Source organism: Stieleria neptunia (genome assembly GCF_007754155.1).
Taxonomy (GTDB): Bacteria; Planctomycetota; Planctomycetia; order Pirellulales; family Pirellulaceae; genus Stieleria; species Stieleria neptunia.
This window is the reverse complement of the sequence record NZ_CP037423.1, coordinates 2,221,361-2,244,554: the sequence shown is the minus strand read 5'-3', so window position 1 is coordinate 2,244,554 and position 23,194 is coordinate 2,221,361. Positions and strand designations below refer to the sequence as shown.

The following is a 23,194-nucleotide window of genomic DNA, read 5'->3' as shown; positions in this document are numbered from 1 at the left end:
GAGATGAAAGGTCGGCTTCACGAATGCTTCAACGCATGCAGGGTCTGCCTGGCCACGATCACTTCTTCGTTGGTCGGGATCACCCACAATTGAGTTTTGGAATCGCCGGCGTGGAACGACGCTTCACCGAGATCGTTGGTGCGATCACGCAGGCCTTCGTTGGCCGCCGGATCGACGACAATGCCCAGCTGTTCCAACCCCGCACAGACGCGACCGCGGACCAGCGTGTCGTTTTCACCGATGCCGCCGGTGAACACGATCGCATCGGCACCGCCGAGCGCGACCAGCATTCCGCCCAGGTGACGCCGGATCTCTTCGATGAAGACATCCAAGGCCAATTGGGATTGGGAATCACCTTCGGACGCCGCTTGTTCGACATCGCGGATGTCACCGCTGCGGTTGCTCAATCCTAACAATCCGCCTTTGCTGGCCAGTTCTTGCAACGCTTCGTCCAAGGACAAACCGGTCCGCTGCAAGATCAGGGGCAAGGCGAAGGGGTCGAAATCACCGACGCGGTTGTTCTGCGGCAGACCCGTTTGGGGTGTCATCCCCATCGTCGTCTGGACGCTTTGTCGATTTTCGATGGCGGTGATCGAACTGCTGCCGCCCAAGTGACAGGAGATCACACGGGCATCTTGACGGCCCAGGATCTCTGCACTGCGGAAAGCGATGTAGCGGTGGCTGGCACCGTGGAATCCCCACTTTCGAATGTGGAATTCGTCGGCCCACTGACGTGGGATCGCGTATTCCTTCCGCGCCGCGGGAATCGTTTGGTGAAAATCGGTTTCGAAGGCGGCGACCAGCGGCAGATCCGGGAACCGGGCCTGCAAGGTTTTCATCGCCGCGATGTAAGGCGGGTTGTGTGCCGGTGCGGCGGCATTCATCTCGGCCATCGCATCGAGCACTTGATCGTCGACCACAAACACGCCCGAGAGTCGTCCGCCGTGAACGGCCTTGAAACCGATCGCGGCGACCTGGGACGCATCTTCGATGGCACCGTTTTCGGGGTCGGTCAGCTGATCCAAGCAGGCTTGGACGGCCACCCCGTGATCGGGGACCGACATCGTCAGCTCGTTGGACCAATCACCGATCTCAACCGTGCACTTGCTCTGCGCATCGCCGATCCGCTCGACCGCGCCTTTGGCAAGGCAACGTGCGTTTTGAATGTCGTCGATGGCTCCATCATCGGTCATTTCGAACAACCGATACTTGAAACTGGTCGATCCCAGGTTTGCAACCAGTACGAGCACTGGCGGTACCCTCCGCGATGAGTTGGGGTCTGTCGTAGACGTCAGCGTGCGTTCGTCATCCCGCGGGCGGTCTCGCGACTCGCCGGGCGGGGTGACGTTTAAGCCAAAAAAGCTTTCGCAACACCTTCGGCGGGACGAGGGATCACGTGGCTGGAGACCAGCTCGCCGACTTGCGAGGCCGCGTTGGCACCGGCTTCGACCGCGGCGCGAACGCTGCCGACGTCTCCGCTGACCACGGTGGTGCAATACGCGCCGCCGATGTCGACTCGTTTGACGATTTCAACGTTGGCCGCCTTGGCCATCGCGTCGGTCGCTTCGATCAGTGCCAGCAAACCCTTGGTTTCGATCAATCCGATTGCGTCATTCATCTTGGTTCTGTTTCTTTCAATTGTTGTGGAGGGGGTGGTTCGATCGCGCCGGACGACACGATCGCTGGGCGGCCGTTGTTGCTTGGCGGCCACTATTTCTTCGCCGTCGGCGCGCTGGTCTTGAGGACCTTGGTCAAATCATCGTGCGGTCGGGGAATGACTTGCACGCTGACGACTTCGCCGATCCGTCCGGCCGCCGCTGCACCGGCGTCGGTCGCGGCTTTGACCGCGGCAACGTCACCGCTGACAAAAATGCTGACCAGACCGCTGCCGACCTTGTCCCAGCCCAAGAATTCGACGTTCGCCGCTTTCAACATTGCGTCGGCCGCTTCGACCAGGGAAACAAACCCTTTGCACTCGATCATGCCGAGTGCTTCATTACTCTTCGCCATTGGAAATCTGCCTATTGATAGGAGAAAAGGAGGTGGTAGTACTATTTGTGACAGCCGCAGCCGCCCTTGGTCAGCTCGACTTCGGACGCGGCGTCCAAGAAACACGCGTTGCCCTCATCGGTGTCGATGTGGACCTCTAACTTGGCCGCTTCATCGGCACGCACCAGCACGTCGTCAAACACGGTCGTGCATTCGTGACTGGTGACTTTCAATTGCATCATGTCACCGTTGGAAACACCGAAGTGCTCCGCGTCAAAGTAATTCATGTGGACGTGACGCGCCGCTCGGATCACGCCCTGTTCCAACTGGACGCTGCCGACCGGTCCGACCAACACGCATCCGGGCGTGCCGTCGATGTGGCCGCTGTGGCGGACCGGTGCATCGATGCCCAACGAGATCGAATCGGTAAACGCCAATTCGACTTGACTGGCTCCACGCGTCGGTCCCAAGACCCGCACGCTGGGTAACATCCGCCGCCGCGGTCCGACGATCATCACCGTCTGCTTGGCGGCATAAAAACCGTCCTGGTACAGATCTTTGTCGGGCTCTAAAACCGATCCGGCACCGAACAAGATTTCGACGTGCTCGTCGGTCAGGTGAACGTGTCGGGCCGAAATGCTGACACGCAGATTCGGCTTGCCGTCGACCCAACCGGGCGGATCTTGGGAAAGGCCGAGGTCGGGCCGTGATGCCGACGGAGTGCCGAGGCTACCGCCGGCGATCGCGCGACGAACCAGTGATTCGATTCGGGCGCGGTCAATTTGAGTCGCGTTCATTCGGTTCGGGAAAGGGAGGTGATGGGGGAAGGTAGAGGAGAGGATCGAAACGTTCGGGTCTCAATCTGTCTTTGATTCGGTGTCGGTTTCGTCGCTGCGTCGGTTGTCTGCTAACACTAGTTCGACTCCGGCGTCGTCAATCCGCTTTTTCCAGTGCGATGCCAGACCGGAGTCGGTCACGACACCCTGGACGTCCTCCAACCGGCACAGATGGGACAAGCTGACTTTGCCAAACTTCGTGTGGTCGGTGACGACGTACGACTGGTCGGCGGACGCCAACATCGCTTTCTCGCTCTCGACCAACATCATGTTGTTGTTGAAATAACCACGCTCGTTGATCCCGGCGACCGACAAGAACGCCAGCCGCACGTTGATCTGACGGAGCATCGATTCGGCCATCGGGCCGATCGCCACCGCCGTCCGGCCGCGGACGCAACCGCCGATCGTGACCAGGTCGATCGAATCACTGCTGGACAGCAAGTGTGCCACTGGCAAGCTGTTCGTGACGACCTGCAGTCGCCGACCGACCAGGCAGCGGGCCAATTCGTAGGTCGTGCTGCCGCCGTCCAACAGGATCGTGTCGTGCTCTTCGATCAGCTCCGCGGCCGCCGCTCCGATCGCGGCTTTCACCGTCCACGTCGTGTCCTTGCGGCCCTCGAACGCCCGGATCGTTGCACTCTCGCCGGTCCAGAACACCCCGCCATGCGTGCGGCGAACATCGCCCGATCGCTCCAATTGCTCCAAGTCGCGGCGGACCGTCGATTCGCTGACCGAAAGCGACTCGGCCAGCTCGCCCAAGGACGCGAATCCCGTCTGCCGCACCATCCGTCGCAAACGCTCCCGACGCCCACCACTGGATGAGCGGGTTTCGCTAGGGATGCCGTTGGACGAGTTGACGGTTCGGACCACAAAAATTGCCTAGATTGCGCAGGTAGTGCGTTTGGTGATAGCTTTCTCTCATTCGTGATAGATTTCAAGCACCAAATGACAAATATTAATCACTTCTGAAAGAAAACCTCCTTTTTTGAGGGGAACGACTGTTTCGGGGAACGACTGTTTCAGCGGAGCGATGCAGTCCACGGAACGGGCATGCTGTTAAGCAGTCGCTGAGATCGACTGGGGTTTCGCGCCGTTCTCCGGGGTGTCGATTCTTTTGCTGCAGCTTTTGGCAACCGACTTAGTCTCTCTCCCTCTGGGGGTTCTTCGCGGATTTTAGTGGCTGCTCTCGGATACTCGGGGAAGGTTTTTTGAGGGATGACTGCGATGTCCGATGGTTCTGTTCGGTCTGATGGCGAAGCCAGCTGTAGCGGAGACGGGCTCTGCGGAGGAGCAACCCGCCTAGGAATCACCTGGTCTGCGATGCGGCGAAGGTGCTTCGTGCCCTCCACCGGCCCGCGCCACCGGCCCGCGCGTCGCCGGAGGGGCGTTTGAACCGAGCGGTTGTCGTCCAACACCCATTCGGACATCGCAGCAATGCCTCAAAAAACCTCGGTCCTGAGTGATTAGCCATTAAGATCCACGAAGAACCCCCTCTGGGAGAGACGGCGTTTGCGCAGCATGCAAACGCCAGAGAGGGCTCGCGCTGCAAAAGTCTTGGCGCCTACCGCTACGATCCAATCCGTCACTTCTACAATTGACGTCCCCAGGGAGAGTCGAGCGTATTGACCGGATCGTGTAGGACCGAAATGAAAGTGGCGATTCACCGTTCGCCCCTCCCCTCGCTTCGCTCGACCCTCCCTGCCAGGGAGGGTGACTCTGAAGGATCTCCCACCCGAATCACCGGGTGAGCCGGCAACCAGGAGGAGTGGCATGGTTTTCCCGCGGGCGCCGTCGCGATACGCTTTTCGCTGAATCAATTCAGGCGGACTGTTTCACTTCTTGTAGCGTCAACACATCATCATGACTGAACTATCCGGAAAGCGGGCGATCGTCAGCGGGGCATCACTGGGCATCGGTCGCGGCATCGCGGTCGAACTGGCTCGTGCGGGGGCAACCGTCGCGGTCAACTATCGCTCCAATCCCGACCAGGCCGACGAGGTGGTCGCCGAATGCAAGTCGGTCGGCGGGGATGCGTTCAAGGTCCAGGCCGACGTCTCGGTGCAGGAAGAAGCCGAAGCGATGATGCGGACTTCGATCGAGACGCTCGGAGGGTTGGACATCGTTGTCAGCAACGCCGCCTACAGCGACCGGCACCTGATGCTGGAGTCGGACATGCTGGAGTTCCGCAAGACGATCGATGTCAGCATGTGGGGTGCGTTCTACGTCGTCCGGTCGGGTGCCGCCGAGATGGTCAAGGCCGGCAAGGGCGGGAACATCGTGGTCATCAGCAGCCCCCACGCGCATCTCGCGATGCCCGGCGCGATGGCTTACAACATGGCCAAGGCGGCCAACGACCAGATGGCGCGGACGGCCGCCTGTGAATTGGCCCAGCATCGGATCCGATGCAACATCATTCACCCCGGCTGGATCAACACCCCGGGCGAGCGAAAGTTCTTTTCCGAAGAGACGCTGAAGACGGAGTCGGCCAAGCTGCCGATGAAACGCCTGGGCGAGCCGAAGGAGATCGGTCGCGGTGTGGTCTTCTTGTGTCGCGAAGAAAGCGAGTACATCACCGGCAGCACGCTGACCATCGACGGGGGCATCCAACTTCCCTGGCGCGACATGTTCCGCGTCGAAGAGACCGCGGCGACGGCCAAGCCGATGCAGGACAACGAGTGATGGATGCGTGAGCGCTGGTGTGCAGGCTTTAGCCGCCCGATGTCGCTGCGTCGCAGCGATCGGGAATCGCCCAAAGGCTAAACAGTTATTGTTCCGTGGTGGATCAAGGATCACTCTGCACGGTTCGCCAAAGGCGATCAACAACATAGCCTGGGGTGGCGGTCACTCCGCTGCGCTCGTTCCCTGACCCCAGGCTATGTTGTTGATGCCCTTTGGGCAAATGCTGCGGAAAGGTTTCCGCCTAAGATGTGGACCGGCCGCAAAATCTCTCGGTTGAAACGTGCATTCATTCGCAAAATTTTGGCGGTTTCCATTCCCTTGGGGGCTTCGTGGGATCCGCCGTTTGGCGCCAGCCTCCGGGCCCTCCGTTGTTGACGAGACCCGAACGCTTGCGCGAATCGGCTGATGTCAGTCGTGTTTTTGATGCCCAACCGCTCCATGCTCATCGAAGGTCCATTGCAGTGCGTTCCAAGGCGGAGCCTTGGAACGAGAAGGCCTCGGAACGAGCCCTACTTCGACGCTTGGATCTCCGCCAGCGCCTCCGCGTAGCGCTGTCCGAATTCCAACAGCGACTGGCGATCGAAGTGTGTGTTGTCGCTCTTGAGCGTCAACCCGGTCGACTCGACGAACGCCGACGCCGGCAATTCCGATGCGACCTCGCGATGGGATTGGTCCACTCGCTTGCGATGCTCGGTCCACTTCGGCGTGTCGCGCTGCGCCAAACCGCCGATGATGATCGGAGTGTGTGCGCCGACGAGAGTGCGGAATCGATCAAACACCTCCATCAGGTTGGCTTTGTACGCCTCCGCCAACCCGGGTTTCGAATCCGATTCGCCTTGATGCCAAAGGATTCCCTTGAACGTTCCGCTGGCCATCGCGGTCTGAATCCGCCGCACCGCATCATCGTAGGGATGCGTTTTGGTTTGCGGGTGATAGCCTCCGGGAGCCCAGGCGGCGATGGGTGATCCGCCGACCGCGCAGGGCACCAAACCGACGGTGACATCGGGGTGCTCGCTCGCATAGCGCCTGGCAAACCCGCGTCCGAGTCCCACGCCGGCGATGGATTTGTCAAAGTGCAACGGGTCGGTCGCCGGGACCCAGATTCCGTCACGATCAAGCATCAGGATGCGCGGGTCGGGCACACGATCGGCCGGCGTCACCTTGCCCCGACCGGCCATGTTCGATTGCCCGGCAAGCAGAAACAGGTGGAATTGTTCTTTCGCCGGCAGGTCGGCGCTGGTGATCGTCACGCCGCCGAGTTCGATCATTTGGCCGTCGCGTTGGCGACTCAGTTCCAGCGTCGTTTTCCCGGCCGCGATGTTGACGATCCCCAAGGACAGTTGGCCGAACTCAAGCATGCGGCGGGGCGTCGATCGGGAATCCAGATCGGGGCGGACCACCGAATCGGACTGGAATCGTCGCAGCGTCTTGGAAACGCTTTGGCCCGCGATCGCTGCCGAGACCGAGACGTCCTTGGCGTTGCAAACGTAGTGCAGCGTGATCTGGTAGCGTCCGGACTGGGCAACGTCGATCGGCCAGGCGATCGTATCGGCGGCGGAAGTCCAGTGGTCGACCCAGCTGTGCGCCCAGCTGATGCCGTCGGCATAGCCTGGGTTACCGGCCAGCGTTGCATCGACCGATGGGATGAACGTGGGTCGCTGCTTGGTGACCGGAACATGACGCGTTTGCGTGATGCTTGTTGTGACAGCGTCGACGTAGCCTTCGATCTCGGATTTCAACCGCTCGGTCGTCTCGGGATGCTGGTCGGCGACATCGTTTTCCTGTCCGGGATCGGAAAGCATGTCGAACAACGACACCTTGGCATTTTCGATGGTCAGCCGGTATTGATTGGTACGGACGGCAGCCTTGCCAAATTTTTCGAGCTGCGATTTGTTCGGACGGTAGGTCAAAATGGATCGCCCATTGAGCGCCGGATCGCTGCCGTCTTGGATTAATTTCACCAGGCTCCGGCCGTCCAATGCAACCGAATCCCCCAAGGAAATTCCACACCACTGGGCGAGTGTCGGCAGCAAATCGATGTGGCCGGTGATTTGATCAATCGTTTGTGGCTGCAGTTGCCCCGGCCAGCGGATGAAGCACGGCACGCGGCACCCGCCTTCGTGGACGCTGCCCTTGGCGCCGCGCATGCCGCCGTTGAATCGTTTGCCGTTGGGGCCGTTGTCGGTCATGAACAGGACAATGGTGTCGTTCGTTTCGCCTTGCTGCTCAAGCGTGTTCAACAAGCGGGCGACGTTGGCGTCGATGTTTTCGACCATCGCGTAGACCGCAGCGGTTTTCTCAGAGACTTCTCCGGTGTTGAACTTGTCGAACAGATCTTGTCGGACTTGAAACGGGCCGTGCGGCGCATTGAAAGGCACGTAGCAAAAAAACGGTTGCTCGCGAGGCGTCTGCAGGAACTCGATCGCGGAATCGGTCAACACATCGGTGATGTAGCCCTTGGTTTGCACGGGGACGCCGTTTCGTTCCAGCAGCGGGTTGTCGTAGAGATTGAAGTGGCCGCCACAGAATCCGAAGAACTCTTCAAACCCCTGGCCGTTGGGATGCAGCGGCATTTGGGCGCCGTTGTGCCATTTGCCGAAACAGCCGGTCGCGTAGCCGGCGTCGCGAAAGCGTTCGGCGATCGTGTTTTCCGCCGCCCGCATGACTTCGCGGCGGCCGGTCACGCCGGCGACACCCGTGCGTTCGGGATACCGGCCAGTCAAAAGCGCCGCTCGCGTGGGCGCGCACACCGGAGACACATAAAACCGGTTCAGCCGAACGCTCTGGTCGGCCAATCGGTCCAACGTCGGCGTCGAAACGATCGGATTGCCGTTCGCTCCCAAGTCCCCCCACCCCTGATCGTCGGTCAGGATTAGCAAAACGTTGGGGCGAGTGGCCGCCTCGGCACTGAGGACCACTGGAACCAGCAACTGCGTGGACAGGAACGCAACTGCGAGCGCTGCGAGTGTGGCTTTGTGATGGAGCAAAAGACGACGGAACATTCGGCGGCAACCATTCGATGTTGAGTGGAGAAACTTCGTGAACAGGTTCGATCAGCGTTTAGTTTGACGCTTCCCCGCCCACTTCTCAACAAAGCTTGGCGAGTTTACCGGCCGATCGTGCCAAACCGAGCCGCCATCGCACGCTTGCAACGATTGCGGGCGGGAATGCATGAGCGGGAACGGGGTCCGAGCCAGGGAGGGCGGATGGTGGTGGGCGAACGGGGCTTGACGAACTATCTGTTGCAACATATAGTTAGGTCATGAAGAAAAAGACGAACGGGTCTCGAACGCTGGCGGACGAGATCGGCAAACGTGGTCCGTTTTCCAGCTTGAAGCAGGAGACGTACCTGAATTTGCTGCGGACTTCGACTCAGCTGCAGCGAGAATTCGTTCTGCTGTTCGAATCCGCCGGGCTTTCGGATTCGCAGTACAACGTGCTGCGGATCTTGCAGGGGGCGGGCACGCCGATGCAGATTTATCAGATCGGTCAACACATGATCACGCCCCAGGCCGACATCTCGCGATTGATCGATCGAATGGCCAAAGCGAACTTGGTGAAGCGAGAACGCTGTGGCGAGGATCGTCGTGTCGTCTGGATTCGGCTGGCCCCGAAAGGTCGAGCCGCCTTGAAGAAACTCGCCAAGCCGCTGGAGGATCTGCATCGGGCGCAATTCAACGATTTGTCTAAACAGGAGTTGACGATATTGAACGAGCTGCTGTTTCGCGCCCGTCACATCGACAATTAGCGACACCGTTTTCATCCACCCGTTTTGCAAGGGGAAACTTTCGATGACCATTCCCACGACCCACGTTCGACAACCCCAACGCATCACCACATCGCAGCCGATGGTTGAAGGTGCCGGTGTCCATCTGCATCGAGGCTTTGGTTTTGGTGAAACCGGACCATTCGATCCATTCCTATTGTTTGATGACTTTCGTAACGAAGACCCGCAGCGCTACGCCAACGGGTTTCCCTGGCATCCGCACCGCGGCATCGAAACGATTACCTATGTCTTGGCCGGGACGGTCGATCACGCCGACAGTTTGGGCAACAGTGGGCAGCTGGCTGCGGGTGACATCCAGTGGATGACGGCCGGCAGCGGCATCATGCATCAGGAAATGCCGCACGGGGACGCCACCGGCAGGATGCACGGGTTTCAACTGTGGGCCAATCTTCCTGCTAAGCACAAGATGACTCGGCCACGTTATCAGGACATCAGCGCCAAGGACGTCCCGACCGTGGTGGACGACGACGGCACCAGCGTGCGCGTGTTGTGCGGAGACTTTTTGGGCGAGCGAGGCCCGGTCGAAGGGGTCGCCGCCGATCCGCGTTACCTGGACATCAGCCTTCCCCCGAATACATCGCGGTCGATTCCGATCGAAACGACTCGGCACGCGTTCGCCTACGTCTTTGCCGGATCGGTCCGGTTCAAGGACGCGTCGGATCCGCGTGACGTGCGGGTCGAAGATCCGATGAACCACGGGCAATCGCTCGCCGAGTTCGCCGGCAATCGCTCCTTGGTGTTGTTCGACCAAGGCGATTCGATTCGCGTGGAATCGGGAGAGGAAGGCGGCAGGTTCCTGCTGGTGTCGGGCGAACCGATCAAAGAACCGGTTGCCTGGCGAGGCCCGATCGTGATGAACACGCAAGCCGAACTTCAGCAAGCCTGGAGAGAGTTGAAGGACGGATCGTTTATCAAGCCGTGACCACTCGTGCTTCGTCAACGCTCATGTTTAGGATCGGCAAGCAAGTGGCGTAAGCTTCCAGCTTGCGATTCACGAGTGAAACGACGACTCACCAAACATGAATTCGCTGACCAACCGGTGCACATTGGGTTGCAATGCGATCGTGAGATGCGTGGCGACCACCTTCCGAGTCTGGACGTTTTCCAAATGCGTCAGATCGATGCTTTGCAGGCTTTCGTCGAATTTGGACCAGACCACCATCCGCCGGATTTGCGGATCGCAATCGAGGTGCGCCGCGGCCCGGTCGGAGTCGATCGTGACGGCCACTTCGGGGATCAGTTTTCCACTGATCGCGTATGCCGCGCGGGCCAGGAAGCCGGCTTTCATGACCGGAGCGAGCGAAACCAGCGTGCGGACGCGGTGATCGGATTGATTGGCGATCGCGGCGCGGGCGACCCAGTCGCCGAAGCTGTGTGTGACGATCCCGATCGCCCCGTCGCGTTCCGCGTCGCCAGCGATCCGACGGGTCATTCGGTTGACGCTTTCGTTCAGTTCGCGAAAGGCAAGGCGATCTCGCCAGTACTCGAATCGGTCGCAGTGCGGCTGCAACGACCGCTGCAACGGCCACAATGCAAACCGCGGCTCAAAGAGTCCCGGAACGAGAAGGATTTCCTGCGGCGGCATTTTTGTCGTCATCGATTCCACGTGTTCCCCCCGAGTTTAGCATCGTTGATCGCCCGCACGCCATGCAGGGTGTGCCCATTTTCCTGGGGTGGGGTCCGTGGGCTTGCGCCAGACGACTGATCATCCGAAGAGATCGGGCGATGTCGAGATCACTCCTGCCACCGACATCGGCCGGTAGGGGCAATCACCCTGGCCGGGGGCTTCGCCGATTTCAAACGGGTATCCGACCGCGCCCGGTTTGCGAGTGCAGTTGCATCAGTTGGTTGAGTTCGTCGGCGGTCAGGGTCTCGCGATCGAGCAGCGCCTGGGCGATCGCTTCGACGGTCGTCCAGTGCTGCTCAATCATCTGATCGGCATCGCGGTACGCTTCGTTGACCAAGGTCTGAATCGCGTCGTCGATTTGCTTTGCCGTCTGTTCACTATAGCCTCGGTCGATCAACAGGCGTTCTTCCTCGGCATCGGTGGCCACGCGAACAAATCCGATGTCTTCGGACATCCCCCACATCCGCACCATTCGATCGGCGAGTTCGGTGAGTTTCTTGATGTCGTCTTCGGCACCCGAAAACGCGTCGTCGGTTTTGCGGAGCTCGGCAATGCGCCCTCCGCACAGCACCCGCATCGTCGCCAACAAGTACTTTCGCCCGTAGGTATAGCGTTCTCTCTCGGGCAGCGCGAATGTGGCGCCGAGTGCGCGTCCGCGGGGGACGATGGTGACTTTTTCGACGGGATCGGCGTCTGGCAACAATGATTCCAACAACGCATGTCCGGCTTCGTGGTAGGCGCTGATCGTTCGTTGCTGCGCATCGATTGTTCGGCTGGTTTGGGCGCGGCCGAATTTCAGTTTGTCCCGACCGCGACGCATGTCTTCCATCGTCACGGCGGACTTGTCGGCCATCGTGGCGATGATCGCCGCTTCATTGACCATCGCCTTCAAGTCGGCACCGGAGAACATCGGCGTCGCGCGGGCCAATTCTTGCAAGTCGACATCGTCGGCCAGCTTGACTTGTTTGGTGTGAATTCGCAGGATGTTTTCGCGGCCCTTGGTATCGGGAAGCGGCACGTCGACTTGGCGGTCGAATCGTCCGGGCCGCACCAGCGCCGGATCCAGCACATCGGGGCGGTTGGTGGCGGCGATCACGATGACCTGGTCGTGCGGTTCAAAGCCGTCCATTTCCGAGAGGATGGCGTTGAGGGTTTGTTCGCGTTCGCCATGGCCGCCACCGGCGATCAGTTCCAGCCCACGTTTGCGGCCGATCGAATCGATTTCGTCGAGAAAGATGATGCACGGCTCGCTGTGCTTGGCTTGTTCGAACAAGTCGCGAACACGACGCGCCCCCACACCGACGAACATCTCCATGAAATCGGACCCCGAGATCGAGAAGAAAGGGACGTCGGCCTGGCCGGCGATCGCGCGAGCCAATAACGTCTTGCCGCATCCGGGCGGACCGAGCAACAAGACGCCACGTGGGATGCGGGCGCCGATCTTTTTAAACCTGCCCGGGTTTTGCAGGAACTCGATGATTTCCCCGATCTCCGCTTTGGCTTCATCAATCCCGGCGACGTCGTCGAGCGTGACGCTGACGGTATCCTTGGACGCCATGTGGTGCTGGGATCTGCCAAAACCGCCCAGCATTCCGCCGGCGCCTTCGCCGAACGTCTGACGGGTTCGATACAGTAGAAACCAGAAAAACGCGATCAACACGATCATCGGCAGCCAACTGAGCAGCATCGTCGACCAGCGGCTGACCGACGTATCGAGCCGGTAGGCCACCTGTAACGCGTCGATCTGTTCGATGAACCATTGTCGGTTCTCGCTATCGATGGCCACGAACAGCGGCGCCGGTTGGTCGGCCTCTTTGGCGATCGACAGGGATTCGTCCGGCACCACCTCGGGTTTCAGAACGGCCTCCACCCGGTCATGCCGGATCGTGACGCTGTCCGGTTCGATTGCCTGGTCGACCAGCAGTTGTTTAAAGTCGGTCCATGAGGCGACTTCCTGCCGTTCCGACTCCGCCGTGCGCCATTGCAGTGCAATCAACATCACGGCCATGAACGCGATCCACCAGAACAGCGGCGAAAAGGAACCGTGGCCGCGGAATGATGAACCGCCATCGTCGTCTCGGCGATCGGCTGGTTTGGGGACGCCTGGTTTGGGTTCGGGCGGTTTGGGTTCGGGCGGCTGGGGCATGGGAGCTGAAGGGCTAGGGAGGTTAGTGACGAGCGGAATAATAAGTGTCGGATCGCTCCCTGTTTGTCGCGGACGCCGACGGTTGCGGAGTGCGATTGGGAACGCGGTGGGGCGCTGAGCGACGATCGATACTGCTCGAAGGACTCGTTCAATCCATCCGGTGAGACCGGATCCAGCCTGCCTGGGCGACTCATTTGAGCCAAGCGTGGAGAAGCTCGTTGCACAGTTTGTGCCAATCGTCGTCGGAGTGACCCTGCCGGCCTGATCCCGTGATGATTCGTTCACTCCAAGGCGTCATCCGTGCGGCCATGCACATCTGGGAACTCCACGCGCGCCGCAACGACTCGGTTTTCGGAATCCGATACGATGAACCGCTCGCAGTCTTGCTTCCTGGAACCATACGGTCCGCAACTTGCATCGTCGGATCGGTCGTCTCCAGCACTTTTAAGAAGTAATCCATCATGGCAGGCAACCCGACCAGGTCCCCGTCAAAGACCGCTCCAAAGAAGCGTTTTTGTCACACGTTTCCGAGGCGTTCCGCAATGATCCGGTCGTGGACGCGGAACGGCCTGTCCACACGTGATGGAGAGGAAAGGATGCGATTTGAGAATCAGCGACGGCCAGTTTGTTATCATGATGGAATGCGGGACGGCAAGATCCGCCGAGTGATTGTTTGGGCGATCTCATCTGCCAAGGAATTGACGATGCCACACTCAACGCAACAAAAAGTGATCGAATTCTTGGGCGGTCCATTGGACGGGCATCTTGAGCCGCTCGCGGTCACCGCGGAACGATTGCCCGAAAAGATCGTCTGCTACATCAGCGCGAACGTCTTTCACCTACTCGAGGGCGAGCCGCACGAACATGAAAACGTGGTCACCAGTCTGGTGATTTACCGACGCGAAAATCAGAAGAGTAAATGGAGTTACGCATTCGCGGGTTCGTTTGCGCCCCGGGATGTCACCCGGGAGTCCACCGACGAACATCGCAAGGATGGTCCGGATGACGAATCGCGGCCGGAATGAGCGAGGAGTGAACGGTCACCATTGCAGGTGGTGCAGGAGCGGAAAAACGGTCAGGTACCGAATCGAACGGGCAGGAGTGTTAGTGTGCAGGCCTCAGCCGTCCGGTGTCGCTGCTTGGGACGTCGATTCTTTTGCTGCAGGATTTGGCAACCGTTCTCGATTCTCTCCCTCTGGGAGAGACGGCGTTTGCGCAGCAAGCAAACGCCAGAGTGGGCCGACGGCTCGTGAAAGTCTTGACGACTTCCGCTACGATCAACTCCGCCACTTAGACAATCGACGTCCCCCGCAGCAAGTGCGAGCGTCTAAAGACTGGACAGTAACACGGATCCGCGTGCCATTCCCCGGGGACCTTTTGATGACCGATCGCAGACCCACTACCGGACTCCGCAAGACGCTTGCCGTGTTGCCTTCGGTCGTGCTGGCGCTGCTGCCCAGACTCGCCTGTCCCTGCCAGTATCCGGCCTATGCGGGATTGCTCGGCTGGCTGGGACTGACGTTCTTGATGCAGACGGTGTACCTGTTTCCGCTCACGGCCGCCTGCTTAACCTTCGCCGTCGGCGGGCTGGCCGTCGGTGCCCGGCGCCGTCACGGCTACGCACCGTTTGGTGTCGGGTTGTTGGCGGCGATTGCGCTCCTTGTCGGCAAGTTTGTGATCGCCTTTGACCCCGTCGTCTATCTTGCGATCGCGGTGTTGTTGGCCGCTTCGGTTTGGAATGCATGGCCGAATCAAAAGCGATCCAAATTGCGATTTGACGCCGACGGGTATGTGGCGACGGGTGAAGAGCCAACGCCCTGAACGACTTGTTAGCGGCAGGGCGCGAGCCCTCCGGTGTGTTGGCAACGATGGGGAACCGGAGGGCTTGCGCCCTGCCGCTAACACCTCGTCAAACACAGGAAATACATCGTTCACGGCGCAGGGTGGGGCCCGGGAACACGTTGGATTTGACAGGCTGGAAGCCTATCCCACGGGCGCTCATCACTTTGCGTTGATGTGACGGGGGATTTCGATTTGTGTCAGGTCTGGGGGCTGGCGGCTGGGTGCGAACGACAGCGCCGCGGTCGGGCAGGCGTCGACACATTCTTCGGCGACTTTGGTCAACGCTTCATCGAGTTGCCCTTCAAACGGGACGCTCAACAGGACATCGAATCCGCGACCGACGAAGGCCAGCCCCAGCGGCTCCTGAGCCCGCTCGGCGATTTTGATGCACAGTTCGCACTTGATGCACTTGCCCGGTTCGAACAACACCGACGAGGCGCGTCCGACGACTTCGTAGGGTCGCCGCACCCGGGGAAAGCGGTTCGGGTTCGCGCCGTAGTACTCCGACCAGCGTTCCAATTTGCACTTGTTGTGTGCCACGCACCCACAGCCCAAACATCGCTCGGATTGCTCGGTCGCGTCACAGGGAACATAGTCGGTGCCGGTTTCAGGGACAGAGCGAGGGGCGGGGACGGAGTTGGCCAGGAATTCGTCCATCTCCCCCGATTCCAAACGGCCGATGCGTGAAGAGAAGCTGTGTCCCAGGCTGAGTTTCTTCCAGCCGGCGAGGTATTGGTTGATGATCGTTGCGGCTTCCTTGCCGTCGGCCGTACTCCGCACAACCATGCCCTTTCCGCGCAACGCGTTGCCGACGGCAAACACGCCCCGGCGATTGGTCGCGTAGGTTTCCGAGTCGATGTCGATGCCCTTGCGGCTCGCTTTGATCCCCAATTGTTCCACTTGGTCAGGCGTCGTTCTGCCGATCGCCAACAGCACTGCGTCAAACTCGCTGCACAGCGCATCGAGTTGCTCCTTCGTGGTGACCGACGTCTGCGAACGCACTTCGACGCCGAGTCGGATGATCTGGTTGATTTCTGCATCCAAGATGTCGCGTGGCAAACTCTGCTCGCTTTCCTCGGTGCGGAGACGGCCGCCGAGCGATTCGTTTTGCTCGATCAACGTGCAGGCGTGTCCGGCTCGGCGCAGGTAAAACACACCGGCCAGACCGGAGGGTCCGGCACCGACGACGGCCACGCGCTTTCCGCTGTCCGGCTTGCAGGGCGGCAGATACGGATCGTCGGTCGCCAAGTCGACATCCGCCACGTAACGTTTCAGATCGCAGATCGCCACCGGACCGTCGGCGCCTTTGCGACGACACCCCTTCTCGCACGGCTTGGGACAGACGCGGCCGAGTATCGCCGGCAACGCGATGTCCGCCTTGATCGTCACGATGGCCTCACGCAGGTTTTCATGACTGATCTGATCCAACATCAACGGGATGTCCATGTGTGCCGGGCAGGCAAAGTCACACGGGGCGCGGCAGTCTCCGACGTGTTCGCTGAGCAGCAACTCCAACGCCGTCCGCCGCACATCGCGAATCTCTTCGGTCTCGTTGTCGATCTCCATTCCTTCGACGACCTTGGTGCCACAGGCGGAGATCAATCGGCCGGAGCGGCGATCCTTGACCGTGCATACCTGGCACGAATTGGAGGCCTCGTACCCCTTGAGATAACAGAGCGTGGGGATTTCAACATCCAACAGCGCGGCGGCATCGATGAGGTTCGATCCCAGCGGGACGTCGACTTCACGATCGTCGATTTTGATTTTAACCACGGTGGGCGGCCTCGTTCTGAACTTAACTTTAACAGCTTTTGGTTTCGGTAGTGACGAACCTGGAAGCCTCTCCCACTAGGGTTTTGACTCGATGAAGACGGCGTCCTCGGGGCAGACTTGGTAACAGGTGTCGCATCGTGTGCAGCGATCCAGGTCGATCGTGTGTTTGTAATACGGCGTCATCGGGATGGCATCGACCGGACAGTGCTGTGAGCACAGCGTGCATCCGATGCACTTGTCGTTGATGCGGTAATCGATCAGATCGACGCATTTGCCGGCCGGGCAGTATCCCGCGATGTGCGCCTCGTACTCCTCACGAAAGTACTTCAATGTGGAAAGGATCGGATTGGGCGCGGTCTTGCCGAGACCGCAGAGGCTGCCCGCGCAGACCGATGTCGACAGGGCTTCGAGTTGTTCCAGGTCACCCTTCTTGCCGTTGCCCGTGCACAGCCGGTCCAGGATGTCGAGCAATCGTCTCGTTCCGACGCGGCAAAACGTACACTTTCCGCAGGATTGATCTTGGGTGAATTTGAGGAAGTAACGGGCGATGTCGACCATGCAGTCTTTGTCATCGAGCACGACGAGTCCGCCGCTGCCCATGATGGAGCCGACCGCGGACAGCGATTCATAGTCGATTTGGGTGTCCGCCAATTCGGCGGGGACGCATCCTCCGGACGGCCCTCCGATCTGCACGGCTTTGAAGGTTCGCCCGGGCTCCACGCCACCCCCGATGTCTTGGACGATTTGACGGATCGTGATCCCCATCGGGACTTCGATCAAACCGCCGTTGCGGACTTTCCCGGCCAACGCAAACGCCTTGGTGCCCTTGCTGGTTTCCGTCCCCAGTTTGGCGAGTTCTTTGCCGCCGTGACGCAGGATCCAGGGAATCGTGGCGAAGGTTTCGACGTTGTTGATCAGCGTCGGTTTTTCCCAGAGTCCGCTTTCGGCCGGAAACGGCGGTCGGATCCGCGGCGTGCCGCGACCGCCTTCGATCGAATGAATCAGTGCGGTTTCTTCGCCGCAAATGTAGGCGCCCGCGCCTTCTCGGATTTCAAGGTTCAAGCTGAAATCGGTTCCCATCACCGAGTCGCCGAGGATGCCGCCTTGCCGGCAGATTTCGATCGCGTTGCGAATCCGCTCGACCGCCAGCGGGTATTCAGCCCGGACGTAGAAGATGCCGTCGTGGGCGTCGACCGTCCGTGCGGCGATGGCCATGCCTTCGATCACCCGAAACGGAATCGATTCCAACAGCACCTTGTCCATGAAGGCGCCGGGGTCGCCCTCGTCACCGTTGCAGATAACGAACTTCGTGGGGCTCTGTTGGCGACGGACGGTGCGCCACTTGATATGCGTCGGGAATCCCGCCCCGCCGCGACCCCGCAGCCCACTCGTCTCGATCTCGTCAAGGATCTGTTCCGGCTGGAGCTCGGTGAGACATTTTTTCAGCGAGTCGAATCGGCCGTGACGCCTGTACTCGTCTAAATCGAGAGGATCGATCGCATCGAGTAAATCCAGCGTCAAGTGCTTTTGCGGACCGATAAAGGAATCGACGACACCGTCGCGGACGGCGCGATGTTTCTGCAACACATCCTGATCTTCATCGGATTGAAGCCAATCGACGATCCGCGACGCTGCGTAGCGAATCGGCTTGGAAATGCCCTTCGGACGAAAGTGCTTGAGGACGATCTTTCGAGCCACGTCGGGATTGACGTTGGTGTAGGTCTGGGACGCGCCGTCGGGCGAGACCAGTTCGACCAGCGGGACCTTGCTGCAGATGCCCGTGCAACCAATTTGTTTGACGTAGGCGTCGCCGCCGGAGTCGTCGATGGCATCGCACAGCGCTTCGTGCACCTTGTCGCTGCCCAATGCCAGGCAACACGAGCCCAGCCCGATCCGCACCTCCGTCGTGTTTGGCCCCCGCGGCTGTGAAATCGGCCGGTGCACGGCGGACAGTTTGACGAATTCGGCTTCGTCGTATTCCTGCAACATCCGTGGCGTCGTCTGGGAACTGACGTGGCCAAAGATCGCGTCGTCGATTTGCACGACCGGGCCGAGCGTGCAACATCCCAGGCAAGCCACCTTCTGGACCGTGAACTCGCCATCAGTGTCGGTGTCTTCGTGCGGAGCGAGTTGAAGCTCCTGACGAATCGCATCATCGACCAGATCCGCTCCCTTGACGTGACAGGCCGTGCCCGTGCAGACGCTGATCATGTGCCGGCCGACCGGATGATGGCGGAAATGGTCGTAGAACGAAGCGACACCGGTGATCGCGGACGGCGTGATCTCCGTTCGTTCGCAAACACGGCGAAGCGCTTCCTGCGGCAGGTAGCGATACTCTCTCTGCACCGCGTGCAAGATCGGGATGACCGCATCGGGTTCTCGACCGACCTGTTCGATGATTCGATCGACGGCAGTCAAGTCGATTCGTGTGGTTGTCGTGATCATTCGACATCACGTCCGAAATTCGAGTCATTCATCATCAGCGTTTGGGCTCCCGATGCAGAACAAGTGCTCGTTTCCTCGAATGAAAATCCGACCATCCCGAAACGCCGGACTGGTCACACAGTCTTCGCCCAGTTGTGATTCTGAGATGCGTTTGCACCCTTCGCGGGTCGGCTCCACCACCCATGCCGCGCCGTCTCGGCTGAACAAATAAACGCGATCGCCAACCAGGCTGGGGGAAGAAAGGAAATCCGCGCCAAAGTCTTCCTCCCACAACGGTTCGCCGCCTTCCCGTTTGTCAAAGCAAAACAGCGTGCCGTAGGACGCCAGGGTCAATACAAATTCATCGGTGACCAAGGGGCTGCAGGTATCCGGCAGCCCGTAGTCGGCGGTCCACAGCACATGGCTGTCGGTCACGTCACCCGATCCGTCCACTCCGATCGCGGCATAAATCGCCATGTCGTTGCCGGCATAGACGACTCCGTCGGAGTGCACCGGCGAAGGCCCCACTTCGACACGGTCGAGACAGTTTGCACGCCAGCGTTCCGTTCCATCGCTGGGCGAATACGCGATCACCCAAGGGTCGCAACACGTGATGATTTGAGGTTCGCCGTCATGCTCGATCACGATCGGCGAGGACCACGACGCCGGAGTCGCACGGATCGTTTCCCAGATCGGACTGCCGGTTGCGCCGTCGAAACACATTAATTTGGAAAGCTGGTCGTCGTTGGTTCCCTGGTCATACTGCACGATCACCGAACCCCGATACGTCACCAGCGAAGACGCGTGGCCATAGCTGTTTCGCTGCGGCGCGCCCAACGAACGCGTCCATGCTTCCCGGCCAGCGAAATCGAGTGCGACCAGCTGCCCATCGGCAAACATCGCAAACACGAAACGTCCATCGGTCGCCATCGTCGGCGCGGCGTAGCCGGTGTCATTGGAGGTCTTGATCTTCTCTCCAGCGACCGAGGGATCGACGGCGATGTCTCTGCTCCAAAGCAGTTCTCCGGAGCCGACATCGAAGCAGTAAACGCTGCGGGCATCTTCGGTCGCGCCAGAAAGAAACACGCGGTCTTCCCAGACGATGGGCGAATTGACACCGGGCAGCGGCACCTCGCTCTTCCACAAAATCCCGTCGCCGGAGTCACCGTCCCAGACCGTCGGGGCGTTTTGACCGGACGCGATGCCGGAGCCGTCGGCCCCACGAAAACTGGGCCAGTTCGCCCGCATGGTTTCGGCACTGGGAAGTTCTGGGAGCACCGGTTCGATCACCGCATCTTCACCAGGACGTTTCTGCGCGCCGACTGGAGCGCGCACCGACACCAATTCATCCAAGTTCGACGGCAACACACTCGGGTGATTCGCCTTCATCGCCCACGTCGTGCCGACCAAGACCAACATCACCGCGGCAACCGCCCACGGCCCCCGATGGCTCAACACTTCATCGGAGTCGGGACCGGGCCGTTTCGGCTTGGGGCGGGGCAGCCGGCGGTGCAACGTGGCGGCCCACTTGCTGAGCAGCAGCGTGACGAGGACGCCGCCCAACAGCAGATACGAACCACGCTCGGTGAAACGTTGCTCGCGAAAGTACTCTTGACGCAGCGCCAGATCCAACGATTGGATCTCTTGCCGCAGCGGTTTGTTGTCGGGTTGTTCGAGGAATTGTTGCCTGAGCTCGATGAACGCCGTCGCCTCCAGTGGAACCTTGTTCAATCGGTTCATTCCGTCGATCACCAGGATCGCACCGACAAGGGTTGAAAACACACCGGCAACCACTGCGGAAAGCAGAATCGATCTGAAGCCCAAATAAGCGTTCACGATTCTTTCCCTCCGACGGTCAATTGGACCAGCGGACCGTTGGGCATCTGGCCATCGGGGAGGGCTTCGGACACATCGGAAATCAAACCAAGCCTGACCTTTTCGACCGGGCAATACCAGTAGCAACGGCCGCAGGAAACACATCCCGCTCGGTCAGCCTGGTAATCGTCACGCCGACGCCGTGCCGACAGATGAATCAATTTGAATCCGATCACCAATCCGGTCCAGGCCCCGAGCAAGCCGCCCAACGTGACAAAGTCATCGCGCCGTGCCAGCGCCGATTGATACAACTCCTGGACCGACCGTCCCGAACCCCGAAAAGCGTCGCTAGCTTCGGTGGTCGTTTCCGCCACGCCCAACTCTTCCAGCCGCACCTGTTCGGCCAAACGCGATTCCGGATGCCACTGCGACAGCGGAACGCCGAGTGCCGTGCCCAGCCACCAGAAAACAGCGACGACAACGGGAGCGGCAAGCAGGGCAATCACAAACTGTCGTTTCCCTTTTCGCCGACGCTGAGGTGATTGCGTGACCGTCGGGGGATGAATCGCTCCGTAGGGACAGACGTCTTCACAAAGCTGGCAATTGATGCACGTGTCCGGCGGAATACTCAAACGCCATTTGGAAAAGCACGACAGCACACGCAGAATCGCGCCGTAAGGACACAGATAGCGACAATACGGGCGACCGACAAACACGCTGATCAGCAGGACGCAGCTGCCGAAGAGCAACATGTCGGTGTTCGCCCCCAGTCGGAAAAAGGGAATGAACGGATCGTAGCGACAGATGATGAATCCGGTTTTGGTCGCGGCGAAGATGACCGCGGCGCCCAGGTAGATGTAAGCGACCAATCCTAACGAATGGTCCAGCCAGCGGGGCACTTTGACCGAGCGAACGGCGAGCAACTCTTGCATCGCGCCGAGCGGACAGACCGAAGCGCAAAACGTTCGGCCAAAGAATAACGTGAACACCAACGGCAAAATAAAGAACGCCACCACCGTCAACGGTACGACGTAGGTGGGATCAAAAATCGCCAACGCAACATTCTGGGTCGCACCGATCGGACAGACGCAGCCCTGCCGCCAAAAACCGAACCACAGCAAGCTGGCGATCGTCAGCAGCAGCACGTTGCGACGCGACCGCGACACCAGCGTGAAATAGGATGCCAAGCACAACGCGACAAATAGAATCGCTACGTCCAAGACCGCGGCAACCTCGCCCTGAACCTCCGGGACACTGGCGGTGGGGATCGGATGGTCGGAGAACTCCGGCACGGGGAACATCAGATCCTGCGACTCGTCGGCCATCACGCTGCCAGTCAAGACGCCGCTCATCAGGGCAGCAACCAGCGCGGCAGCAACACTTAGACGAAGGATCCTATTCATCGGCTTGCACCTGATCGATCAGCTTCTGAGCCGCCTTGTCGGCTTTCCCCGCCTTTTGCCGCATCACCCCCAACGCCACTCGCTTGAGCCGATAGGGCTTGTCGGAGGAAACGTTGACGAAGGCGTCGCTCGGGCACGCCACCGCGATCGCACACTCGTTGCAGTTCACACAGCGATCCTGCATCACTTGCAGGTACAGTGAACCGTTCATCAGGGCACAGCCCTTGACGCACAACGCACAACCGATGCAGGCATCGGTGTCGATCGTGTACTCATAGAAATTTTGCCCCGCTTTGCCTTCGACGAACGTGCGAATGATCGCTTCGGTCGGGCACAACAAGTCTTCCGCGGCGGTGTCGCGACTGTCCAGCCCGTCCAGCGTGTAGTAACCGGTGCAACGGTTGCAGAAGCCGCACATGTCGAAACACTGGACGCACTTGACGGCCGATTCATCGAGCACACAGTGGGTGGCACAGTTTCCGCAGCCGACGCATTTGTCGGGATCGATCTGCCAACGGTTCTCTTCGGCCTGACCGCGACGGCCGGCCAAAAAACCACCCAACACCCCCGCGGACACTACGCCGGCCACGCGCGCCCCATCGGCAAGAAAGCCACGTCGGTCGGTCTGTTTTTCGCCGTTCATGATGTTTGGCCCTCGGTCGTCGCTTGCCGCGTCTCTGCCGCTTTGGAAAGCTCACACGCTTTGAACAACTCGCAACTCTGGCAGGGCGATTCCAGCCGCACACATCCACTGCGCAGCGCGCGGTCGAGCAGGTTGAGTGACAACACGGACAGGCCACCGAGCAGCGTGTAGCGTCCGGTGCGAATCAGCCATTGCCGGCGATTGTTGTTTGTTTCAGGTTGCGTCATTCG

The 23,194-nt window shown here is 60.0% G+C and carries 20 protein-coding genes; 5 read left to right on the top strand and 15 right to left on the bottom strand.

Annotated features, from left to right (window positions below; translation table 11 throughout):
• Positions 1–17 precede the first annotated feature (17 nt).
• From Enr13x_RS07805 to Enr13x_RS07785, 5 genes are all read right to left on the bottom strand, one after another.
• Positions 18–1,250 (bottom strand): acetate/propionate family kinase, encoded by a 1,233-nt coding sequence (locus Enr13x_RS07805; protein WP_145385500.1) that lies wholly within the window; start codon positions 1,248–1,250, stop codon positions 18–20.
• Positions 1,251–1,348: 98 nt separating this feature from the next.
• Positions 1,349–1,618, bottom strand: a complete 270-nt coding sequence (locus Enr13x_RS07800) for a BMC domain-containing protein (protein WP_095742163.1) — start codon at positions 1,616–1,618, stop codon at positions 1,349–1,351.
• A 92-nt stretch (positions 1,619–1,710) separates the two neighbouring features.
• A complete protein-coding gene (locus tag Enr13x_RS07795) occupies positions 1,711–2,010 on the bottom strand; it encodes a BMC domain-containing protein (RefSeq protein ID WP_145385499.1) in 300 nt (99 codons plus the stop codon).
• A 41-nt stretch (positions 2,011–2,051) separates the two neighbouring features.
• On the bottom strand, positions 2,052–2,786 hold the full coding sequence (gene pduL, locus Enr13x_RS07790) for a phosphate propanoyltransferase (RefSeq protein WP_145385498.1): 735 nt from the start codon (positions 2,784–2,786) through the stop codon (positions 2,052–2,054).
• Between the two features lie 60 nt (positions 2,787–2,846).
• The gene (locus Enr13x_RS07785) at positions 2,847–3,665 is read right to left on the bottom strand and encodes a DeoR/GlpR family DNA-binding transcription regulator (RefSeq protein ID WP_390621098.1); all 819 of its coding nucleotides are present in this window, start codon (positions 3,663–3,665) and stop codon (positions 2,847–2,849) included.
• Between the two features lie 1,020 nt (positions 3,666–4,685).
• Here Enr13x_RS07785 and Enr13x_RS07780 point away from each other — a divergent pair.
• Positions 4,686–5,504: an SDR family NAD(P)-dependent oxidoreductase gene (locus tag Enr13x_RS07780; protein WP_145385497.1), complete on the top strand. Its 819-nt coding sequence runs from the start codon at positions 4,686–4,688 to the stop codon at positions 5,502–5,504.
• 509 nt (positions 5,505–6,013) lie between these two features.
• Here Enr13x_RS07780 and Enr13x_RS07775 read toward each other — a convergent pair.
• Complete coding sequence (locus Enr13x_RS07775) at positions 6,014–8,506, bottom strand: sulfatase-like hydrolase/transferase (RefSeq protein WP_197455864.1); 2,493 nt, start codon at positions 8,504–8,506, stop codon at positions 6,014–6,016.
• Positions 8,507–8,766: 260 nt separating this feature from the next.
• Between Enr13x_RS07775 and Enr13x_RS07770 the strand changes: the two genes are divergently transcribed.
• Together Enr13x_RS07770 and Enr13x_RS07765 are read left to right on the top strand one after the other, a co-directional pair.
• Positions 8,767–9,252, top strand: coding sequence for a MarR family winged helix-turn-helix transcriptional regulator (locus Enr13x_RS07770; RefSeq protein WP_145385496.1), 486 nt, complete (start codon positions 8,767–8,769; stop codon positions 9,250–9,252).
• A gap of 43 nt (positions 9,253–9,295) precedes the next feature.
• Positions 9,296–10,213, top strand: coding sequence for a pirin family protein (locus tag Enr13x_RS07765; RefSeq protein WP_145385495.1), 918 nt, complete (start codon positions 9,296–9,298; stop codon positions 10,211–10,213).
• A gap of 69 nt (positions 10,214–10,282) precedes the next feature.
• On the opposite strand, the gene Enr13x_RS07760 is transcribed toward Enr13x_RS07765, so the two are convergent.
• The 3 genes from Enr13x_RS07760 to Enr13x_RS07750 all read right to left on the bottom strand — a co-directional run bounded on the left by Enr13x_RS07760 (position 10,283) and on the right by Enr13x_RS07750 (position 13,527).
• Complete coding sequence (locus tag Enr13x_RS07760) at positions 10,283–10,888, bottom strand: lipase family protein (protein ID WP_145385494.1); 606 nt, start codon at positions 10,886–10,888, stop codon at positions 10,283–10,285.
• 199 nt (positions 10,889–11,087) lie between these two features.
• Entirely contained in the window at positions 11,088–13,064 is a 1,977-nt protein-coding gene (gene ftsH / locus Enr13x_RS07755) for an ATP-dependent zinc metalloprotease FtsH (protein ID WP_145385493.1), read from the bottom strand.
• Positions 13,065–13,254: 190 nt separating this feature from the next.
• Positions 13,255–13,527 (bottom strand): hypothetical protein, encoded by a 273-nt coding sequence (locus tag Enr13x_RS07750; protein WP_145385492.1) that lies wholly within the window; start codon positions 13,525–13,527, stop codon positions 13,255–13,257.
• Between the two features lie 241 nt (positions 13,528–13,768).
• On the opposite strand from Enr13x_RS07750, the gene Enr13x_RS07745 reads away from it, so the two are divergent.
• A complete protein-coding gene (locus tag Enr13x_RS07745) occupies positions 13,769–14,089 on the top strand; it encodes a hypothetical protein (protein ID WP_145385491.1) in 321 nt (106 codons plus the stop codon).
• A 355-nt stretch (positions 14,090–14,444) separates the two neighbouring features.
• Positions 14,445–14,885 (top strand): hypothetical protein, encoded by a 441-nt coding sequence (locus Enr13x_RS07740; protein WP_145385490.1) that lies wholly within the window; start codon positions 14,445–14,447, stop codon positions 14,883–14,885.
• A 180-nt stretch (positions 14,886–15,065) separates the two neighbouring features.
• Here Enr13x_RS07740 and Enr13x_RS07735 read toward each other — a convergent pair whose 3' ends face one another.
• From Enr13x_RS07735 to Enr13x_RS07710, 6 genes are all read right to left on the bottom strand, one after another.
• Positions 15,066–16,679 carry an FAD-dependent oxidoreductase gene (locus tag Enr13x_RS07735; protein ID WP_145385489.1) on the bottom strand — a complete coding sequence of 538 codons (1,614 nt, stop codon included), beginning with the start codon at positions 16,677–16,679 and terminating at the stop codon, positions 15,066–15,068.
• Between the two features lie 75 nt (positions 16,680–16,754).
• On the bottom strand, positions 16,755–19,124 hold the full coding sequence (locus Enr13x_RS07730) for an NAD(P)H-dependent oxidoreductase subunit E (protein WP_145385488.1): 2,370 nt from the start codon (positions 19,122–19,124) through the stop codon (positions 16,755–16,757).
• A 24-nt stretch (positions 19,125–19,148) separates the two neighbouring features.
• Positions 19,149–20,939 (bottom strand): outer membrane protein assembly factor BamB family protein, encoded by a 1,791-nt coding sequence (locus Enr13x_RS07725; RefSeq protein ID WP_197455863.1) that lies wholly within the window; start codon positions 20,937–20,939, stop codon positions 19,149–19,151.
• On the bottom strand, positions 20,936–22,321 hold the full coding sequence (locus Enr13x_RS07720; protein ID WP_145385485.1) for a 4Fe-4S binding protein: 1,386 nt from the start codon (positions 22,319–22,321) through the stop codon (positions 20,936–20,938). The genes Enr13x_RS07725 and Enr13x_RS07720 overlap by 4 nt, the downstream gene beginning before the upstream one ends.
• Positions 22,314–22,964, bottom strand: coding sequence for a 4Fe-4S binding protein (locus Enr13x_RS07715; RefSeq protein ID WP_145385484.1), 651 nt, complete (start codon positions 22,962–22,964; stop codon positions 22,314–22,316). Before Enr13x_RS07715 ends, Enr13x_RS07720 begins: the two co-directional genes overlap by 8 nt.
• Entirely contained in the window at positions 22,961–23,191 is a 231-nt protein-coding gene (locus tag Enr13x_RS07710) for a hypothetical protein (protein WP_145385482.1), read from the bottom strand. The genes Enr13x_RS07715 and Enr13x_RS07710 overlap by 4 nt, the downstream gene beginning before the upstream one ends.
• Positions 23,192–23,194: the final 3 nt, after the last annotated feature.

Excerpts from the sequence above, each read along its gene's own strand:
- Enr13x_RS07745 (WP_145385491.1), top strand. The coding sequence starts at position 13,769 with ATGCCACACTCAACGCAACAAAAAGTGATCGAATTCTTGGGCGGTCCA.
- Enr13x_RS07770 (WP_145385496.1), top strand. The coding sequence starts at position 8,767 with ATGAAGAAAAAGACGAACGGGTCTCGAACGCTGGCGGACGAGATCGGC.
- Enr13x_RS07765 (WP_145385495.1), top strand. The coding sequence starts at position 9,296 with ATGACCATTCCCACGACCCACGTTCGACAACCCCAACGCATCACCACA.
- Enr13x_RS07780 (WP_145385497.1), top strand. The coding sequence starts at position 4,686 with ATGACTGAACTATCCGGAAAGCGGGCGATCGTCAGCGGGGCATCACTG.
- Enr13x_RS07730 (WP_145385488.1), bottom strand. The coding sequence starts at position 19,124 with ATGATCACGACAACCACACGAATCGACTTGACTGCCGTCGATCGAATC.
- Enr13x_RS07775 (WP_197455864.1), bottom strand. The coding sequence starts at position 8,506 with ATGTTCCGTCGTCTTTTGCTCCATCACAAAGCCACACTCGCAGCGCTC.
- Enr13x_RS07750 (WP_145385492.1), bottom strand. The coding sequence starts at position 13,527 with ATGATGGATTACTTCTTAAAAGTGCTGGAGACGACCGATCCGACGATG.
- Enr13x_RS07740 (WP_145385490.1), top strand. The coding sequence starts at position 14,445 with ATGACCGATCGCAGACCCACTACCGGACTCCGCAAGACGCTTGCCGTG.
- pduL (WP_145385498.1), bottom strand. The coding sequence starts at position 2,786 with ATGAACGCGACTCAAATTGACCGCGCCCGAATCGAATCACTGGTTCGT.
- Enr13x_RS07795 (WP_145385499.1), bottom strand. The coding sequence starts at position 2,010 with ATGGCGAAGAGTAATGAAGCACTCGGCATGATCGAGTGCAAAGGGTTT.
- ftsH (WP_145385493.1), bottom strand. The coding sequence starts at position 13,064 with ATGCCCCAGCCGCCCGAACCCAAACCGCCCGAACCCAAACCAGGCGTC.
- Enr13x_RS07710 (WP_145385482.1), bottom strand. The coding sequence starts at position 23,191 with ATGACGCAACCTGAAACAAACAACAATCGCCGGCAATGGCTGATTCGC.
- Enr13x_RS07800 (WP_095742163.1), bottom strand. The coding sequence starts at position 1,618 with ATGAATGACGCAATCGGATTGATCGAAACCAAGGGTTTGCTGGCACTG.
- Enr13x_RS07715 (WP_145385484.1), bottom strand. The coding sequence starts at position 22,964 with ATGAACGGCGAAAAACAGACCGACCGACGTGGCTTTCTTGCCGATGGG.
- Enr13x_RS07760 (WP_145385494.1), bottom strand. The coding sequence starts at position 10,888 with ATGACGACAAAAATGCCGCCGCAGGAAATCCTTCTCGTTCCGGGACTC.
- Enr13x_RS07720 (WP_145385485.1), bottom strand. The coding sequence starts at position 22,321 with ATGAATAGGATCCTTCGTCTAAGTGTTGCTGCCGCGCTGGTTGCTGCC.